The following is an 18300-nucleotide window of genomic DNA, read 5'->3' on the forward strand; positions in this document are numbered from 1 at the left end:
GGGTCGAGGTTGCGGCGGCCCAGCCGGAGACCACGATCAGGGCGCCGTCGCGGGCCGGGGTGCCGGTGATCGTGAGGCCGGCTTCCCGGGCGGCGTCACGGAGAACGGACACGGCGGCGACGGAGCGGGCGGAGTCGTCGGCCGCCACCCGCACCTCGGGCACGCCGCGCCCGGCGAGCTGCTTCACCAGCGCGCGCAGGGTCTCGGCGTCGGCGGGCGCGAGCGCCTCGGCGGGGCAACCGGTCAACGCCTGCCTCGATCCGGCCAGTACCGCACCGAGCGCGGCGCTGGCGCACTCGGGACCGTCCGGACCGGTGAACACCGGTGTCGAAGGCGAACCGTGGCCGGTGTCGACGTCGACCGGCGTGCCGGAGATCCAGAGCCTGCTCACCCCGGGCGGCAGGTCGACCGTGGCCCAGCGGCCGCCGGCGCCGGGCCGTTCCGCCGCCGGCAGCACATGACCCGGGTCGCTGCCGACCGGGACCGCGTCGGAGCCGGCCACGTAAACCAGGTTGAGGCCAGGGCGCCCCGGCGTCACGAGCACCGGCACGTGCCCGGCCGAGGTGTGCGCGGCGGTCAGCAGCGGCACCCCGGCGGTGACGTGATCACGGTGGGGCACAAGGGTATCCGCGACGCCGAAGCCAGCGGCCGTGACCACGGCCACGAGGAGCACCGGGGCCACCCGGCGCACCGGAACGGTCCAGGTCGCCACGCCGGCACCGAGCACCAGGACCCCGGCCACCAGGTACACCGGCGCCACCGGGAGATCCACAATGGACGGATTGATCGCGGTCTCCAGCACCAGCAGCGCGGTCAGCAGAATCCCGCCGCAGAGCCCGAGAACGCGCCGCGGCAGCAACCACGCCGCACCGAGCACGGCCAGCAGATGCGCCGCGACCACGAGCAGGTTGGGCGTGAAAGCGATCAGCCCGACGGCACCGGACAGCGCCGCGGAGCCGGCGGCCAGCCACACGATCCGTCCGGTCAGCCGGCCCGGTGGTCCGGACCACGGCCGCAGCAACCCGGCGCCGGCGACCACGGCGCTGCACAGCAACAGCGCGTGGCCGGTGGCGCCGGGCAGCTGCGCCGGCTCAGTGAAGATCGGCATCCGCCACCACGAACAGCTGCGAGTGCGGCTTGGCGTTGCCGAAGTCCCCGTGCGGCCACGAGGTCCGGTTGAAGTTGACCCCCGGCGTCCCGTCATTCTGGTCCACAAAGGACGGATCGAAGGACAGTTGCCCGGTGGGGGACACGTCGACCAGGTACACCCGGTGGTTGCCGTCGATCCCGGCGCGGGCGACGAAGTAGTCTGCCACCGAGATCCGCCGGACGTCCGTGGTCTCCTGGTAGAAACCGTCCGGGCCGAGCGTGAAGTTGTCCAGCGCCCCCCAGTGCGGTCCGCCGCTCGAGGAGTCCTGGAACACCAGCACGTCCACCAGCGCCGGGCAGTCCGGCTCCGCGCCGCCGTGGTGCACCTCGTCCAGCGTCGTGACGCTGCACGAAGGGTTGTTGCCGGCGGCCAGCAGGCGCCGGATGTCCAGCACGTACACCATCTTCGTGGAGCCCGGGTCGTTGCCGTTCTGCGCACCGGGGCTGCGGCCGATCACCGCGTGGTAGAGGTACCTGTCGTCCAGGCTGGTCTGCACCCAGCCGCCGCCGTCGCAGCCGCCGTCGTTGGGCAGCGCCGGGTTGCCCACCTCGGCCGCGGTCGTGTCGTCGAACACCTCGCGCCACACCGGGTTCGGCAGCGTGATGTCCGGCGTGTAATAGATGACCCCGCCGCACATGGCCTCGGTGAACGCGCCCTTGTGGGACGGCAGGTTCGTCACCGTGGTCTCCATCTGCGCGATCGGCTCCTCGTGCCCCGGGTTCTGCTCCACCCGCGGGCCGTCCGGCAGCGTGGACACCGAGACCAGCCGCGGCCGGTTCCGGTTGGCGATGTCGAAGATCCGCACGGTGTTCCGGGCGATGAACGGCGTCGGCGGCCGGATCGGATCGAGGATGATGTTCCGCGGTTCGGCGAAGTCGCTGGCCACCAACCGGTCCAGGTCCTCGCGCACCTGGATGCCGTGCGGGTTGGCGCAGGTCGGCAGTGACAGTGCCGGCAGGTTCACGCAGTGCACTGGATCCTCGGACTGCAACGGCCCCAGCGCCGCGGGCATCTCGGAGAGCGTGTGCCCGTCCGGGCCGAGGTGCACGATCTCGCCGGGGGAGCCGCCGAACCCGTTGCCGGTGCGGACGGACAGGTCGCTGTAGACGCACGGGCCGGGCAGGTCCGGACCGCCCATGTAGGTGCCGTAGGCAGTGCCGTCGCGCAGCACCCAGTAGGCGTCCGGCACCGAGCCGCACAGCGTGTCGGTCGGCAGGTTGATCCCGGACAGGGTCACCGCGGGCAGGTTCGTCACGTCGAACACGAACGTGATGTCGGTGAACAGACCACCCGCGTAGATCTTGTGCCCCTTGTGCCAGATGTACTGCATGTGGTGCGGTTCGTTCTCCACCAGCGGAACCGTGACGGTGTTGACCACGTTGCCGTAGGTCGGCGAGCCCTTCGTGGCGTCGATGACCGCGAGGAAGTCCGGCCCGGGCAGGGCGGGGTCCTGGAAACCGGGGATGCGGATCTGCGGATTTCCCAGAATGTCGCCGGTGTCCCGGACGACCGTGTCGGCGAAGTTCTCGTCGCCGGCCCAGACAACGAGCCATTCCTTTCGGCCCGCCGAAGTCGCCGCCCGGTCGGCGAGGCCGCGCACGATGTGGTTGGTGACGGTGTAGCTCGTGCCGTCGGTGCCGGTGACCGTCGACGGCACGACCTGGATGTCGGCCTCCGCGGGTTGCTGCGCGCTCGGCGCGATCACCCCGGCGGTGCCGACCAACAAGGCGAGAATGCCGACCGACAGTCGCTGCCGGATCGGGACGCGCTGGGACACGGGCCCTCCAGAGAAATCCGCCCAAGAAATGTGAAGTGGAAATTCCACTCACGGTTAGAAATGGTCTCGTTCCGGCAAGATCGTGTCAATCATGCCCAAGATCCGGGACGAACCATCCATCTGGCCGTACCCACGGCGCCGTGCACCTCCTAGGGTGACCCCGGGTCGGGTGACGGTTAGGGAGGAAGATGTGACCAGGCGTTTACGCACGCTGCTGGCCGGCGTCGCGTTGGTAGCCCCGATGATCGCGGTCGGGACCGCCGGCAGCGCGGCGGCCGCGCCCACCGCGGCGGATTCCCCGTCCAAGGTGCCGAGCCTGCTCCGGCAGCAGGCGGACAAGATCGGCCAGACGCTGCGGGCCAACCGCGGCGCGCTCGGCGCGGCCCAGGCCAAGTCGCTGGCCGCGGACGTGCTCAGCGTGGACACCGCCGGCGCGCTCGGCGTCCAGGTGCACGCGCTGGCTCCGGTCGGCGCCACTGAGGAGAACCAGCTCCGCGCGCTCGGCGCCACGGTCCGCACCAGCTCGGCCGGTTTCGCCGCGGTGCCCGGCGCCGACCTGCCGAACGCCGGCCTGATCAGCGCCATGGTCCCGTACGACAAGCTCGACGCGGTCGCCGCGCTGCCCTGGGTCTCCACGCTCCGGCCGAGCCTGCGCCCGACCGCCGACGTCGGCGCGATCACCACCGAGGGCGCCGCGCTGCACAAGACCGACGTGGCCAACAAGAACGGCCTCACCGGCCGCGGCGTGAAGGTCGGCGCGATCTCCGGCGACGTCGACCACCTGGCCGACTCGGTGGCCCGCGGCGAGCTGCCGAACAACGTCCAGGTTCTGGTGCGCGCCGACTACGACGACGACGAGGGCACCGCGATGCTCGAGATCGTCCACGACATGGCGCCGGACGCCACCCTCGCCTACGCCAGCACCCGCGACACCACCGCGGAGTACGTGGCCGCGTTCCGCGCGCTCGCCGCGGCCGGCGTCGACATCATCACCGAGGACATCGCGCTCGACGACGAGCCCGCGTTCGCCCAGGGCATCGGTGCCGCCACCGCCGAGGCGCTGGCCCGCCGCGGCATCTGGATCAGCTCCTCCGCCGGCAACCTCGGCGCCCGGCACGCCCCGCGGGTCGCCGCCCAGGGCACCGGCCGCACCCCCGACGACCAGGCCGGCGTGGGCACCAACTGCCCGGCCGGCGCGCTGCACAACACGGTCAACCTGCGCGGCACCGACAACAGCTACAACCTCAACCTGCTGCCGGGCGCGACGGTCATGCCGACGCTGCAGTGGAGCGAGCCGCGCGCGGTGTTCCCGACCGAGGGCCAGGGTGGCTTCACCGACCTGAACGTGTACCTGGTCGACGCCACCGGCGCGTGCCTGGCGATGAGCAACTCCGTGCAGGCCAACGGGGTCGGCGACACCATCGAGCAGTTCATCTACGAGAACACCACCGGTGTCGCCCAGCAGGCCCGCCTGGTCGTGGATGTGGCCGGCACGTCCTCCGCGCGCCAGGTGCCCACGCTGGACCTGCGCTGGCGGGCGCTCTCGGCCGGCGTGCAGACGCTGGACCCGGGTGACCGCGCCGGCTCAATGAACCCCGACGCCAACTATCTGTTCTTCGCCACCAGTGCCGCCGCCGCGAACGCCAGCGTCTCGGTCGACCCGCTGACGATTCCGCTGGAGTCGTTCAGCGCCGCCGGCCCGGTCCAGGTGCTCACCACGACCCGGTGCCCCGGCAACCGTCCCGGCCCGTGCCGCGGCATCCCGGGCGGCCGGGGACTGACGGCGCCCGCGCCGAACTGGACGGCATCGGACGGGGTGTCGGTGAGCGGCGTCGGGCCGTTCGGGTCGGGCACCTGCCCGGCGGTGGCCCAGGGCGACTGCCGGTTCTTCGGCACCTCGGCCGCCACGCCGAGCGCGGCCGGCGTCGCGGCGCTGGCCCTGCAGGAGTTCCACGGGCACCTGCACCCGATCGCGCTCAACGCGATCCTGGCGCACCGGGCGGTGGCTCGGGACGGCATTGGCTGGGGCCGCGGGGTGCTGAGCGCGGTCCGCTAACAAATGCGATGAAGGGGGCCTTCCTCACACCCGGCGAGAGGAAGGCCCCCTTCATCGCATTCCGAGCCCAGGCGACCTGTACACGACCCGCTCGGCATCCACCGCGAGCACCTCGCACCCGGGCTCGGCCGCGGCCCAGGTGATGCCCGCCGTCCCCATGGCGAACGCGGCGGTGGCCGTCGTGTCGGCGACGGTGAGGTCCGCGGCGATCACGGTGACGCTGATCAGCTCCGATGCCGGCAACCCGGTCCGCCCGTCGACGATGTGGGCGCCCCGCTCGTACGTGGCCGAGGTCGCGACCGCCCCGTCCATCACCTCGAACACCGCGCACACCGTGTCGGCGAGATCGGGGTGCCGCACCCCGATCCGCCACGCCTTGCCCGGCTCGGGCCCGCCGCGCACCACCACGTCCCCGCCCGCGTTGAGGCAGAAGTTCCGCGCCCCGGCCATTTCCAGGATCTCCGCGGCGCGCTGCACCGCCCACCCCTTCACCACCGCGGACGGGTCGAACGCCCGGCCCGGCGGCCACACCCGGAACGCCCCGCCGGTGCGCGCCTCGTACCGGGCGCCGACCTCGAGCACGTCCAGCAGGTCCTCGCTGAGCTCGTCGAGCCGCACCTCCCCGCGCCCGAACCGGCTCACCTCGCTGTCCGGCCGGAACGGGCTGAACCGGAGATCCACCTCGCGCAGCCACTCGACCGCCCAGTCCACCGCAGCACCCGGAATCGGGTCGCGGATGTCGAACGACACCGGAAAGCCCATGATCTGCTCAACCCGACTGGTCCGCCTCACTGACCCGCCTCTCCGCAATTGATTGTTGTGGTTGCGTCCCGGCGAAGGGTGCGGATCACCGGTTGATTGTGGCTGAGTACCGTCACGGTCCCCTGAGGTTGCGTTTGGTCGGGGCGGGGCTTTGTCAACCTTCGGCGGTGATCCGTCGGACATGTTTTAGTTCCTCTTTGCGTCGATGGCCGCTTGCAACGATCGCGCGTACGCCTCGCTGGTCACCGTCGCCCCGGTTACCGTGTCGATGTCCGCGCTCTGCGCCTGAAGTGCTTCCTGCCGCAGGATCGGGATCGCCCGGGTGGCGTGCCGGTCCCGCGGCGTCTGCAGCATCTCGATGTCGCTGAGCTTTCCGTTGGAGAACACCGCCTCCACCTGCACCGTGCCCCAGCGGGTGGCCTCCGCCGTGCCCGGCACGGTCAGGTTTCCACCCTGGGAGGTCGTCACGCCCGGAGCGGCCACCGTCGCGTTCGGCGTGGGCTGGAACTCCCACACCACGACGAACACCGCCGCCGTGATCAGGACCGCGGGAATGGCCCGGTGCATGGCTTTCCTCCGCTCAGCTGGCCAGCGCGAACCGCTCGGCGTGCACCCGGTCACCGGGAACACCCAGCCGCCGCAAGGAATCGAGGGCCGCGCGGGTCATGCCCGGCGGCCCGCAGACGAACACGTCCCGCTCCAGTACGTCGGGCACCAGCGCGGCGATGCTGGCCGCGCCGAGCAACGGCCCGTAGGCACCCGCCGCCGAGGGCGGACCGGCCAGCAGGTGGATCACCGCGCCGCGCCGGTGGGCGAGCGCGGCGAGCTCGGCCAGGAACACCGCGTCCGCGTTGGAGTTCACCCGGTACAGCACCACCAGGTGGCCGGCCAGATCCTCGAGCAGCGCCCGGATCGGTGTGACACCAACGCCTCCGGCGATCAGCACCGCGTTCGGCGCGCGCCGGTGCAGCGCGGTGAACGCGCCGTACGGGCCCTCGGCGAACACCCACGTGCCGGGCCGGACCCGGCGCAGCCCCGCGCTGCCGTCGCCGAGCGCCTTCGCGGTGAGCCGCAACGACTTCCCGTCCGGCGCGGCGGACAGCGAGTACGGGTTGGCCTGCCACCACCGGCCCCGGGTGAGGAAGCGCCACAGGAAGAACTGCCCGGCCCGCGCCGGCAGCTCGTCCAGGTGCCGGCCGGTGACGTGCACCGACACCACGTCCGGCGACTCGGCGACCACATGCGACACCCGAAGCCGGTGCCTGAGGTTGCGGTGCAACGGAATCAGCACGCGGCCGAGCAGCACCGCGCCGAGCGCGGCGCCCCACAGGGTCCACCAGTAGGCCCGCGCGAACGCGGAGCCGACGAACGTCTGCCCGGTGGCGATCTGATGGCTGAACGCCAGCAACACCGCCAGATAGCTGTACAGGTGGATGAAGTGCCAGGTCTCGTACGCCAGCCGGCGCCGGGCGTACCGGACGGACAGCGCGCCGACGCCCATGATCAGCACCAGGGCGACGATCGCCCGCAGCACGCCCTCGGTGGTCTCCGCCAGCTCGACCAGCATCGGCACCGGGGCGACCTGCTCGGACTCGGCGTAGCCGTAGGTGACGAACACGGCGTGCCCGACCAGCAGCCAGACCAGGGTGAACCCGGTCCACCGGTGCAGTGAGGTCAGCCGGTCCATGCCGAGCCGGCGGTCCAGCCAGCCGAGCCGGGCCACCAGCACGAGCTGGAAGGTCAGCAGCAGCGCGCCGTAGAGCCCGGCCAGCCGGCCCACCGTGATCAGCAGGTTGGCCGACGCTCCCGCGGTCGCGTAGAGAACGGTGACCAGCAGCACGTTCACGCCCAGCACGGCCGTGAGCCCGGCCCGCGCGACGGCTCGCGGGCTGACCGTCGAAAGCGTCGTCACCTGACCGAGCCTGACGGTTCAAACTATGGCGGGCCTGTTTCCAACCTGTCGAGTTGCTGTCGGCCCCGCCCCCGCGTCGCGGCGCCTGCCCGATTGACGCAGGATGGCTGCATGGGTAGGGACAGCCGGGTGCGGCTGCTGGTCGTCGACGACGAGCCGCACATCGCCGACCTGGTGGCGACGGTCGCCAGGTACGAGGGCTGGCACGCGGTGACCGCCGGCACCGGCACCGAGGCGATCCGGGAGGCGTCCGCGTTCGTTCCGGACATCGTGGTGCTGGATCTGATGTTGCCCGACATGGACGGGTTCTCGGTGCTCGACCGGCTGCGCGAGTCCGGAACCGCGGTGCCGGTGGTGTTCCTGACCGCGCGTGACGGCACGGCCGACCGGATCGCCGGGCTCACCCGGGGCGGGGACGACTACCTGGTGAAGCCGTTCGCCGTGGAGGAGTTGATGGCCCGGCTGCGCGCCGTCCTGCGGCGCAGCGGCCGGGCGAGACGCAACTCGGCGCTGACCGTGGCCGACCTCTCCCTCGACGAGGACACCCGGGAAGTGCGGCGGGGCAACGATATCGTCACGCTCACCCCCACCGAGTACGAGCTGCTGCGCTACCTGATGCGCCGCTCGCCGACCGTGCTGACCAAGGCGCAGATCCTGGATCACGTGTGGCAGTACGACTTCGGCGGCCGGTCCAATGTGGTCGAACTAGCCGTGTCGCACCTGCGCCGCAAGCTTGACGCCGGCCGTGAGCCGCTGATCCACACGGTCCGCGGCGTCGGCTACGTGATCCGGCAAATGGTTCGGTGAAAGGGTTCCTGGACTCCTGGCGCCGGCTCGGCCTGGCCTCCCGGCTGGCGCTGGGCATCGGCGTGCTGGCCTTGGTGGTGTTCGCCGTCGTCGCCACCGTGCTGGTCACGTCCATGCGCGATTACCTGGGCAAGCGGCTGGACGAGCAGCTCACCATGATCGAGATCGATCAGACCAAGCGGCTGCAGCACAGCTACGACATGCCGCCGCGTGGGCAGGGGCAGAACGGGCCGAAGGCGCCCTACGGGTGGTACACCTCTGTGTTCCAAGTGGACGGTGGCACCGCGAAACCCAAGGGGGAGGGCAGTCTTCCGGAGAACTCCGGTCCGCTTGCCGAGGTCGCACGGGACGTTCCGCTCGCCGACGCGGCCGGCGGCACTGCGCACCCGGAGTTGTTCCGGACGGTCTACCTGGAAGGCATGGGTGTCTACCGGGTCCGCGCCTGCCCGGTGCAAGCCAATGACGTGCTGGTCATGGCCGCACCGCGGGAGGACCTGGACAACACCGCTCGGCGGCTGATGCTGGTGCTCGGCGCGGCGTTCATCCTCGCCCTCGCGGTGCTGGTGTTCGTCGGCCGGCTGGTGCTGCGCCGGGGTCTGCGGCCGCTGAGCGACATGGCCGCCACCGCACAGCACATCACCTCGCACGACCTGACCCGCTCGGCGGACCTGCCGGTGCGGGTGTCCGGGCGTGGCGGCGGCGTGGAGGTGGACGAGCTGCGCACCGCGTTCAACCGGATGCTCGAGCACATCGACGCCTCGCTGGCCGCCCGCGCCGCGGCCGACGAGCGCCTGCGCCGGTTCGTCGCCGACGCCTCGCACGAGCTGCGCACGCCGCTGACCTCGATCCGCGGCTACGCCGACCTGTTCAGCTACGCGGCCGCCAACGAGCCGGCCGAGCGGGACGCGCACCTGGTCAAGATCCGCGAGGAGACCGCGCGGATGTCCGTGCTCGTCGACGACCTGCTCCTGCTGGCCCGCCTGGACTCCGCCGACGTCGAGGCGCCGGTTCGGTTGTCCCCCACCGATCTCGCTGCGATCGTCCGCTCGGCCGCCGAGGCGTTCCGGGTGGCCCACCCCGATCATCCGCTCGAATCCCACATCGGCGGCGGCCCGGTCTGGCTCGACGCCGACCCGGTCCGGCTGCGCCAGGTCCTCGACAACCTGCTGGCCAACGTCGCCGCGCACACCCCGCCCGGCACCCCGGCAACCATCCGCCTGGACACCTCACCCGGCTGGGCCGCAGTATCCATAGTGGACGAAGGCCCCGGCATCCCACCCGCGCACCAGTCCAGGATCTTCGACCGCTTCTACCGCGTCGACGACTCCCGCTCCCGCCGCAGCGGTGGCGCCGGCCTCGGCCTCGCCGTCGTCCAGTTGCTTGTCGCCGCCCACGGCGGCATGGTCGAGCTGCACAGCGCCCCCGGCCGCACGGAATTCGTGGTGCGCCTGCCCGTACCCTCGGAAGCAAAGTGACACTGCTTCCCGGGTATGTTGGCCTCTGACGTCGCTGTGTTGGCCTCTGGCGTTGTCATGTTGGCCGCTGGCGCTGACCCAAACATCGACGACCGGTACCGGCTCGTTCTGGTCGTATCCGGTCCGCACCCCGCTGACCGTCGTGACCAGTCAACCCAATGACCTGACACGCCAACATATCGACGCACCAGGCCAACACGACGACGCAACGGGCCAACACGACGACGTGAGAAGCCAACACAAATTCCCGGCTGAAATACTAGCCTCGCGGCAGCTCCGGCAGGCGCACGCCGTAGAGCCAGTCGGCGAACAGGGTGTCGAGCGGCCGCGGGGTGTGCCGCTGGGCCAGCTGGGTGAACTGCGTGGTGGTGACGCTGCCGTGGCGGTGGATCTCGGTCCAGTCGCGCAGCAGTCCGAAGAACGGAGCGTCGCCCATGGTGCTGCGTAAGGCATGCAGGGTGAGCGCGCCGCGCTGGTAGACCCGGTCGTCGAAGGTGCGGGGCAGCCCGGGGTTGGCCAGCACGAGGTCCCGTGGCTGCGCTGACAGTGCCGTCCAGGACCGCTCGGCGAGCCGGCCCGCGGGCTCGCCGCCGGAGATCTCCGACCAGAGCCACTCGGCGTACTGCGCGAACCCCTCGTGCAGCCAGATGTGCCGCCAGTCCGCCACGGTCAGGCTGTTGCCGAACCACTGGTGCGCGAGCTCGTGCGCGACCAGGTGCTCGGCGCCGCGCGCGCCGTCCACATGGTTGGCGCCGAACGTGGACAGGCCCTGCGCCTCCACCGGCACGTCGAGGTCCTCGCCGGTCACGACCACCGCGTACCCGGTGAACGGGTACTCCCCGAACAGATCCGCGAACGCGGACAGCATCTCCGGCTGCCGGCCGAAGTCGTGGATGGCGGCGGTGACCAGCCGCGGTGGCACGGCGGCCACCTGGAGCACCGGCGCGCCGGCCAGCTCCACCAGGTCGTACCGTCCGATTTGGACGGTCGCGAGGTAGGTGCACATCGGCTCGGCCTGCTCGTAGACCCACGTGGTGGCACCGGCGCCGGCCCGCCGCGAGGCCAGAATTCCGTTGGCCAGCACGGTGTACGGCGACGCGACCCGCACCGAGATCCGGTAGCCCGCCTTGTCCGCGAGCGTGTCGTTGCACGGGAACCAGGACGGCGCGCCGACCGGTTGGCTGGCCACCAGCGCGCCATCGCTGAGGTGGTCCCAGCCGATCTCGCCCCAGTGGCTGCGGACGGGCCGCGGTGTGCCGGCGTAGCGCACCTCGACGGTGAACGGCGCACCGGCCGGCACCGCGCGCGCCGGCCGGATCCGGAGCTTGCCGGCCCGGTGCGTGTAATGCGCCGGGCGGCCGTCGACGATCACCCGGTCGACCCGGAACGGGCCGAGATCCAGGGCGAACCCCTCGAGCCTGGTCTGGGATTCGGCCGAGATCACGGCGCGCCCGGCGAGCCGGGCCGGCCCCGGCCGGTAGTCCAGCTCGAGGTCGTAGTGCGTCACGCGGTAGCCGCCGTTGCCGGGCAGCCGCTTGCCGGGCACGACTACCCAGCCGCGCGCCAGGTCGTGATCGGGTTGCCCAGCCAGCGCGTGTCCGGCGGCACCGTCTCACCGCGGTTGACCAGCGACGCCGGCCCGACCGTCGCTCCCGCCGCGATCGTGGCGCCGGGCAGGGCGATCCCATGTGGACCGAGCGTCGCACCCTCGCCCAGCACGACCTCGTCCATCCGCATGATCCGGTCGTGGAACAGGTGAGTCTGCACGACGCAGCCCCGGTTCACGGTGGCCCCGTCGTCCAGGCGAATCAGATCGGCTTCCGGCATCCAGTAAGTCTCGCACCACACCCCGCGGCCCACCCGGGCGCCGAGCCCGCGCAGCCACAGGCTCATCAGCGGGGTGCCGCCCAGCGCGCCGATCAGCCACGGCGCGGCCAGCACCTCGACGAACGTGTCGGCGAGCTCGTTGCGCCAGACGAACGAGCTCCACAGTGGATGCTCGACCACCCGGAACCGCCCGACCAGCAACCACTTCGCGGCGACCGCGACGATTCCGGCCAGCACGCCGGCGCCGATCAGCACGACGCCGCCGAGCACCAACGCGGCGGGCCCGAGGGCGGCGAACGCGGCCAGCACGAGCACCGCCAGCGCACCCGCGGCCATCACCGGGATCACCCGGCACAGCTCGACCAGCGCCCGGGCGATCACCAGCCGGCGCGGCGGGTCGAAGGTCCGGCCGGCGTCCGCGGTGTCGGCGGCCCGCGGCAGCTTCATCGGCGGCATGCCCAGCCACGAGCTGCCCGCCTTGGCCCGCTTCGGCGTCGCGGACAGCACGCCGACCAGGCCGCGCTTGGGCACCGCGCGGCCCGGTGCGGTCATCCCGGAGTTGCCCAGGAACGCCCGCTTGCCGATCCGCGCCTCGGCGATCCGCAGCCAGCCGCCGCCCAGCTCGTAAGAGGCGATCATGGTGTCGTCGGCCAGGAACGCGCCGTCGCCGACCGTGGTCATCGCGGGCAGCGCCAGCACCGTGGACGCCTCCACCCGCCGGCCCACCCGCATGCCCAGCGCCCGCAGCCACACAGGTGTGAACAGGCTGGCGTACAACGGAAACAGCCACACCCGCGCCATGCTCATCAGCCGCTCGGTGGTCCACGCCTGCCAGGCGACCTGTCCGTGCACCGGATGATGCCCGGCGCGCAGCCGGATGCTGAGCTGCCGTACCAGGATCAGCGTCAGAGTCGCATACGCCCCAAGGAAAGCGATCGTGGCCACCGGCACCCCGAGCAGCGCCTGGCCGAGCGCGCCGGAGAGCGTCGCCTCGCCGCGGACGAACGCGCCGAGGACCAGCACTGCCGGCACCGCGGCGAACGCCGGCAGCAGGCCGAGCAGGAGCGAGGTCAGCCCGTAGACCACGGTCCACCGCCGGGTGCGGGCCGGCCGGGTGGCCGGGTGGTGGCTCAGGGCCTTGCCGGAGCGGGTCGCCGGCACGCCGGTCCACCGCTCGCCGGCCGGCACCGAACCCAGCACCCCGGAACCCGGCGCGATCTCCGCCCGCTTCCCGATCCGCGCGCCGGGCAGCAGCGTGCTGCGCACGCCGACCGTGGCGCCCGCGCCGATCCGGATCCGGCCGACGTGCAACCGGTCGCCGTCCAGCCAGTGCCCGGACAGGTCCACCTCCGGCTCGACCGCGCTTCCCTTGCCCAGCTTGAGCATCCCGGTCACCGGCGGCAGCGAGTGCAGGTCGGCGTCCGCGCCGATCCGCGCGCCCATCGCCCGGGCGTAGAGCATGAGCCAACCGCCGGCCAGGTTCGTCGCCCCGCTCAGCTCGGCCAGCCGTTCGGCCGCCCACAATCGCAAGTGGACACTCCCACCCCGCGGGTGCGTTCCGGGCCGGACGTTCCGCAGCAGCAACCGCGCGCCGCCGGCGGCGATCGCGATCCGTCCGGGCGGGCTCAGCAGCACCAGCCACCCGGCCAGCACCCACCACCACGAGACGTGCACCGCCCACGGCGCGGCGACGAGGTTCGTGAGCGCGGCCGCGACCACCGACCATCGCAACCCGACCAGGGTGAACAGGGGCAGCAGCGCCAGCGTCTGGACGGCACCGGCCCGCCGCGGGGTCGGGGTCACCGTGCGGGCCGTGGTCTCGGCCGCGTTCAGCTCGTCGAGCTTGGCGGCCAGCGCGGCCACGGTCGGCAGCCGATAGACGTCGCTGACCGATACTTCGGGGTAGCGGCCGCGGAGGATCGACACGAGCCGGGCCGCGGCCAGGGAGCCGCCGCCGCTGGCGAAGAAGTCGGCCTCGGGTGCGGTCGCCGGCACGCCGAGCACCTCGCCCCAGCGCTCCGCCAGCCACGCCTCCGTGCCGTCCAGCGCGCCCGCCGGGATGTCCACGGTAGCCAGCGGCCAGGGCAGCGCCGCACGGTCCACCTTGCCCGAGGTCCGGGTCGGCAGCGTGTCCACCTCGGCCAGCAGCGGCACCAGCGCGGCCGGAAGCTTGGACTCCAATTGTTCGCGCGCGGCTGTTCGTTCGAACGAACAGCTCGGCACGATGTAACCGACCAGAATCTGGTTGCCGCCCGGCGTGTCGCGCACCGCCGCGGCCGCTCCGGCCACGTTCGGCAGCGCCTGCAGCGCCGCGTCCACCTCACCCAGCTCGATCCGCCGCCCGCCGAGCTTCACCTGCTCGTCCGCGCGCCCCACGAACACCAGGCCCTCGGGCTCGGCCCGGACCAGGTCGCCGCTGCGGTACGCCCGCGACCACTCCAGCGCCGGCAGCGCGGCGAACTTCTCGCTGTCCTTGACCGGATCCAGGTAGCGCGCCAGGCCCACCCCGCCGATCACCAGCTCGCCGGTACCGCCCATCGGCATCGGGGTGCCGGCCGCGTCCACCACGGCCAACTCCCAGCCGCGCAACGGAAGTCCGATCCGCACCGGGCCCTCGCCGGTGAGCTGCGCGGCGCAGGCCACCACGGTCGCCTCGGTGGGTCCGTAGGTGTTCCACACCTCCCGGCCCTCGACCGCGACCCGCTCGGCCAGCTCCGGCGGGCACGCCTCGCCGCCGAAGATCAGCAGCCGCACGTCGTCCAGCGCCTCGACCGGCCAGAGCGCGGCCAGCGTGGGCACCGTCGACACGATCGTGATCCCGTGTCGCACCAGCCACGAACCGAGATCCATGCCGGTCCGCACCAGGGACCGCGGCGCGGCGACCAGACAGGCGCCGTGCCGCCAGGCCAGCCACATCTCCTCGCACGAGGCGTCGAACGCGACCGAGAGCCCGGCCAGCACCCGGTCTCGCGGCCCGATCGGCTCGTCGGCCAGGAACAGCCCGGCCTCGGCGTCCACGAACGCGGCCGCGGCACGGTGGGTCACCGCGACGCCCTTGGGCTTCCCGGTGGACCCGGAGGTGAAGATGATCCACGCGTCGTCGTCCGGCGTCGGCTGCCCTGGTATGCCGCCCGGCGTGGCCCGGGGCGTGATCTTCTGGCCGGCGGTGAGCACCGCGCACACCCCGGCCTCGGTGAACACCAGTTCGGCCCGCTCGTCCGGGTCGTCGGCGTCCACCGGCACGTAGGCGGCGCCCGCGGCGAGCACGCCGAGGATCGACACGTAGAGGTCGAGGGTGCCGGACGGGACGCGGATGCCCACCCGGTCGCCCCGCCCGATCCCGGCGCGGTTGAGCCGTTGCCGGAGCAGGTCGGCGGAGGCGAGCAGAGCGCGGTAGGTCAGCGCGGCGGCGCCGTCGTCCAGAGCCGGCGCGGTCGGGTGCCGGCGGGCGGTCTCCCGCAGGATGTCCAGCAGCGTGCGCTCCGGTGGCGCACCGTCGGCGCCCGCGAACACGGCCGGGGATGTCGCCTCCGCGACGAGTGCCTCGAGCTCGGCAAGGTACGGACGCGGTTCGGCGACGGCGGTCATCCAGCCTCCGGGTAGGGGTCACGGCCCCGACCCCGGGGCAGCACGGCGACCAGCGACTTTACCTGATGGTCTCACAGACCCGCGAGTCCCCACGTCCAGCACGCGAGTCCCCAGTTCCAGCACGCGAGTTCCCAGTTCCGAGACGGGAACTCGCGTGTCTGAACCGGGGACTCGCGGAGGATCAGTAGTCCGCGCCGGCCGACATCCGGGCGTCGGCGCGCTCCCGGCCGGAGCCGTGGGCCTGCTTGAGGCCGTGCAGCTTCTCCTTGGTGCTGCCGTGCCCGGTGTCCTTCTTGAGGGCCTTGTGCAGCCCCTCGGTGCCGTTGCCGTACCCCGCGTAGTACGCGGCGTCGGCGATGTCGTAACCCTGCAACATGAACTCGAGCAGCTGCTGGATCTTGTCCGGCAGGCTCTCCATGTCGTTGAGCAGCTCGTCGATCGCGTCGTCGAGGCCGTCCTCGTGACTCATCTCGTCGAAGCCCTGCTCCTGCATCGCAGCTGAATACTCCGCGTGGGAGTCGTCGTCATACTCAGGCATGACACAAGCCCACCACCGCTGCGGAACAGCGGGGATGTCTCTTCGGGCAGTCACTGGTGCGGCGTTGCGTGAAGTAGTGAATCGTAGTTCACTTCTTGTATGGCCTACCGCCGCACCGCCGCCGTCCAGGCCAGGCTGGACGCCTCCCGGCGCGAGATCCTCAAGGCCGCCATCACCCTGCTCACCGAGCACGGCTACGCGGGCTGCTCGGTCGCCGCGGTAGCCGCCCGCGCCGGCGTCGCCACCGGCACGGTCTACCGGCACTTCCCCGACAAGGCCACCCTGCTCACCGAGGTGTTCCGCACCGCGGCCACCCGCGAGATCTCCGCCGTCGCCGCCGCCGCCCGCCGCCCCGCCAGCATCCCCGACAAGATCACCGCCGTCATCGACACCTTCGCCGGCCGCGCGTTCAAGTCACCCCGCCTCGCCTACGCCCTCCTCGCCGAGCCCGTCGATCCCGCCGTCGACGCCGAACGCCTGGTGTTCCGCCGTGCCTACCGCGACCTCGTCGCCGCCACCGTCGCCGACGGCGTCACCCACGGCGTCCTTCCCCCGCAGAACCCCGGCGTCACCGCCGCCGCCCTGGTCGGCGCCATTGCCGAGACCCTGGTCGCGCCCCTGGCCGCCGGCAGCCCCGAGCCCGACACCATCCCCGCCCTGATCACCTTCACCCTCCGAGCCATAGGAGCCACCGATGCCGCCGACGCATGAGGTCACCAACCAGCCCCCGCCCCTCAACGGCCACAACCTCGCCGACGACCCGGCCCTCCTCGAAGGCCTCCGCCGCGAAGGCGCTGGCTGGGCCGAATCCGAGCTGCGCCAACTGGGCCACCTCGGCGGCACCGACCAGGCCCAGGAATGGTCCCGCCTCGCCCACGCCTACCCACCGGTCCTCCGCACCCACGACCGGTACGGCCACCGCATCGACGAAGTCGAGTTCAACCCCGCCTGGCACTCCCTCATGGATGTCGCCGTCTCCCACGGCCTGCACGCCTACCCCTGGCAGGACCGCCAGCCCGGCTCCCACGTCGCCCGCGCGGCGAAGTTCTACGTGTGGGGCCAGGTCGAACCCGGCCACACCTGTCCCATCTCCATGACCTACGCCGCCATCCCCGCCCTGCGCCACAACCCCACGCTGGCCGAAACCCTCGAACCCCTCCTCGCCGCACCGGTGTACGACTACGGGTTGCGGGTCCCCACCACGAAAAGCGGCCTCATCGCCGGCATGTCCATGACCGAAAAGCAAGGCGGCTCCGACGTCCGCGCCAACACCACCCGCGCCGTCCCCACAGCCGACGGCTCCTACCTCCTCACCGGCCACAAATGGTTCACCTCCGCCCCCATGTCGGACCTGTTCCTCACCCTCGCCCAAGCCCCCGGCGGCCTCTCCTGCTTCCTCGTGCCCCGCGTCCTCCCCGACGCCACCCGCAACCGACTCTTCCTGCAGCGCCTGAAAGACAAACTCGGCAACCGCTCCAACGCCTCCGCCGAGCTCGAATACGAAGACGCCGTCGGCCACCTCATCGGCGAAGAAGGCCGCGGCGTCCCCACCATCATCAACATGGTCAACCTCACCCGCCTCGACTGCGTCCTCGGCTCCGCCGCCAGCATGCGATGGGGCACCGTCCAAGCCGTCCACCACACCGCCCACCGCCGCGCCTTCGGTACTGTCCTCATCGACGCCCCGCTCATGACCAACGTCCTCGCCGACCTCACCATCGAAGCCGAAGCCGCCACCACCGTCGCCCTCCGCCTGGCCGGCGCCACCGACCGCGCCATCGCCGGCGACGAAGCCGAAGAATCCTTCCGCAGATTGGCGTTGGCGGTCACCAAGTACTGGGTCTGCAAACGCGCCCCCGCCCACGCAGCTGAGTCCCTGGAATGCCTGGGCGGCAACGGCTACATCGAAGACTCCGGCATGCCCCGCCTCTACCGCGAAGCCCCCCTGTCCTCCATCTGGGAAGGCTCCGGCAACGTCGCCGCCCTGGACGCCCTCCGCGCCATGGCCAAACAACCAGAATCCGTCGACACCTTCTTCACCGAACTAAACCAGGCAACCGGCGCCGACCACCGCCTGGACGACGCCGTAACCGAACTCCGCAAAGACCTAGCCGACACCTCCCACATCGAAACGCGCGCCCGCCGACTGGTAGAAAAAATGGCGCTAACGTTGCAAGGTTCGCTCCTGGTCCGCCATGCACCGACCGCAGTGGCTGACGCGTTCTGCGCGTCCAGATTGGCAGGGGATTGGGGTGCGGCGTTCGGTACATTGCCGGCGGGGGTGGATACCGGAGCGCTAGTGGATCGTGCCAGAGTGCGCATTTGAGGGTTATTTGCAGTGGTGCTGGGTGTGGGGGTGTTGGGGGTTGTCGCGGCGTGCATTGTGCGGGGTCGCTCCTCCGGCCATG

Annotated in this window: 12 protein-coding genes and 1 pseudogene; 5 read left to right on the top strand and 8 right to left on the bottom strand. The window is 71.8% G+C overall.

Going from position 1 to position 18300, the window contains the following annotated elements; all coding sequences use genetic code 11:
• Together VGR06_RS03100 and VGR06_RS03105 are read right to left on the bottom strand one after the other, a co-directional pair.
• Positions 1-1108: pseudogene (locus VGR06_RS03100) on the bottom strand (hypothetical protein); the annotation flags it as partial.
• Positions 1092-2927, bottom strand: a complete 1836-nt coding sequence (locus VGR06_RS03105; protein ID WP_327557391.1) for a hypothetical protein — start codon at positions 2925-2927, stop codon at positions 1092-1094. The gene VGR06_RS03105 and the pseudogene VGR06_RS03100, both read right to left, overlap by 17 nt.
• A gap of 190 nt (positions 2928-3117) precedes the next feature.
• Here VGR06_RS03105 and VGR06_RS03110 point away from each other — a divergent pair, with 190 nt between their 5' ends.
• Entirely contained in the window at positions 3118-4983 is a 1866-nt protein-coding gene (locus VGR06_RS03110) for a S8 family serine peptidase (protein WP_327557392.1), read from the top strand.
• Between the two features lie 51 nt (positions 4984-5034).
• Here the strand turns inward: VGR06_RS03110 and VGR06_RS03115 are convergent, their stop codons facing one another.
• From VGR06_RS03115 to VGR06_RS03125, 3 genes are all read right to left on the bottom strand, one after another.
• Positions 5035-5775, bottom strand: coding sequence for an FAD:protein FMN transferase (locus VGR06_RS03115; protein ID WP_327557393.1), 741 nt, complete (start codon positions 5773-5775; stop codon positions 5035-5037).
• Between the two features lie 156 nt (positions 5776-5931).
• Entirely contained in the window at positions 5932-6312 is a 381-nt protein-coding gene (locus tag VGR06_RS03120; protein ID WP_327557394.1) for an FMN-binding protein, read from the bottom strand.
• Between the two features lie 13 nt (positions 6313-6325).
• Positions 6326-7657 carry a ferredoxin reductase family protein gene (locus tag VGR06_RS03125; RefSeq protein WP_327557395.1) on the bottom strand — a complete coding sequence of 444 codons (1332 nt, stop codon included), beginning with the start codon at positions 7655-7657 and terminating at the stop codon, positions 6326-6328.
• A 111-nt stretch (positions 7658-7768) separates the two neighbouring features.
• Between VGR06_RS03125 and VGR06_RS03130 the strand changes: the two genes are divergently transcribed.
• Complete coding sequence (locus VGR06_RS03130) at positions 7769-8464, top strand: response regulator transcription factor (protein ID WP_327557396.1); 696 nt, start codon at positions 7769-7771, stop codon at positions 8462-8464.
• Complete coding sequence (locus VGR06_RS03135) at positions 8461-9939, top strand: HAMP domain-containing sensor histidine kinase (protein ID WP_327557397.1); 1479 nt, start codon at positions 8461-8463, stop codon at positions 9937-9939. Before VGR06_RS03130 ends, VGR06_RS03135 begins: the two co-directional genes overlap by 4 nt.
• 259 nt (positions 9940-10198) lie before the next feature.
• Here the strand turns inward: VGR06_RS03135 and VGR06_RS03140 are convergent, their stop codons facing one another.
• The 3 genes from VGR06_RS03140 to VGR06_RS03150 all read right to left on the bottom strand — a co-directional run bounded on the left by VGR06_RS03140 (position 10199) and on the right by VGR06_RS03150 (position 15892).
• A complete protein-coding gene (locus VGR06_RS03140) occupies positions 10199-11485 on the bottom strand; it encodes a M1 family metallopeptidase (RefSeq protein ID WP_327557398.1) in 1287 nt (428 codons plus the stop codon).
• A 2-nt stretch (positions 11486-11487) separates the two neighbouring features.
• On the bottom strand, positions 11488-15354 hold the full coding sequence (locus tag VGR06_RS03145; protein ID WP_327557399.1) for a Pls/PosA family non-ribosomal peptide synthetase: 3867 nt from the start codon (positions 15352-15354) through the stop codon (positions 11488-11490).
• A 181-nt stretch (positions 15355-15535) separates the two neighbouring features.
• Complete coding sequence (locus VGR06_RS03150; RefSeq protein WP_327557400.1) at positions 15536-15892, bottom strand: hypothetical protein; 357 nt, start codon at positions 15890-15892, stop codon at positions 15536-15538.
• Positions 15893-15991: 99 nt separating this feature from the next.
• Between VGR06_RS03150 and VGR06_RS03155 the strand changes: the two genes are divergently transcribed.
• Together VGR06_RS03155 and VGR06_RS03160 are read left to right on the top strand one after the other, a co-directional pair.
• Positions 15992-16603, top strand: a complete 612-nt coding sequence (locus VGR06_RS03155; RefSeq protein WP_327557401.1) for a TetR/AcrR family transcriptional regulator — start codon at positions 15992-15994, stop codon at positions 16601-16603.
• Entirely contained in the window at positions 16587-18218 is a 1632-nt protein-coding gene (locus tag VGR06_RS03160; RefSeq protein WP_327557402.1) for an acyl-CoA dehydrogenase family protein, read from the top strand. Before VGR06_RS03155 ends, VGR06_RS03160 begins: the two co-directional genes overlap by 17 nt.
• Positions 18219-18300: the final 82 nt, after the last annotated feature.

It is taken from the genome of Actinophytocola sp., from assembly GCF_036002505.1.
GTDB lineage: Bacteria > Actinomycetota > Actinomycetes > Mycobacteriales > Pseudonocardiaceae > DASYTH01.

Excerpts from the sequence above, each read along its gene's own strand:
- VGR06_RS03150 (WP_327557400.1), bottom strand. The coding sequence starts at position 15,892 with ATGCCTGAGTATGACGACGACTCCCACGCGGAGTATTCAGCTGCGATG.
- VGR06_RS03130 (WP_327557396.1), top strand. The coding sequence starts at position 7,769 with ATGGGTAGGGACAGCCGGGTGCGGCTGCTGGTCGTCGACGACGAGCCG.
- VGR06_RS03145 (WP_327557399.1), bottom strand. The coding sequence starts at position 15,354 with ATGACCGCCGTCGCCGAACCGCGTCCGTACCTTGCCGAGCTCGAGGCA.
- VGR06_RS03160 (WP_327557402.1), top strand. The coding sequence starts at position 16,587 with ATGCCGCCGACGCATGAGGTCACCAACCAGCCCCCGCCCCTCAACGGC.
- VGR06_RS03155 (WP_327557401.1), top strand. The coding sequence starts at position 15,992 with ATGGCCTACCGCCGCACCGCCGCCGTCCAGGCCAGGCTGGACGCCTCC.
- VGR06_RS03120 (WP_327557394.1), bottom strand. The coding sequence starts at position 6,312 with ATGCACCGGGCCATTCCCGCGGTCCTGATCACGGCGGCGGTGTTCGTC.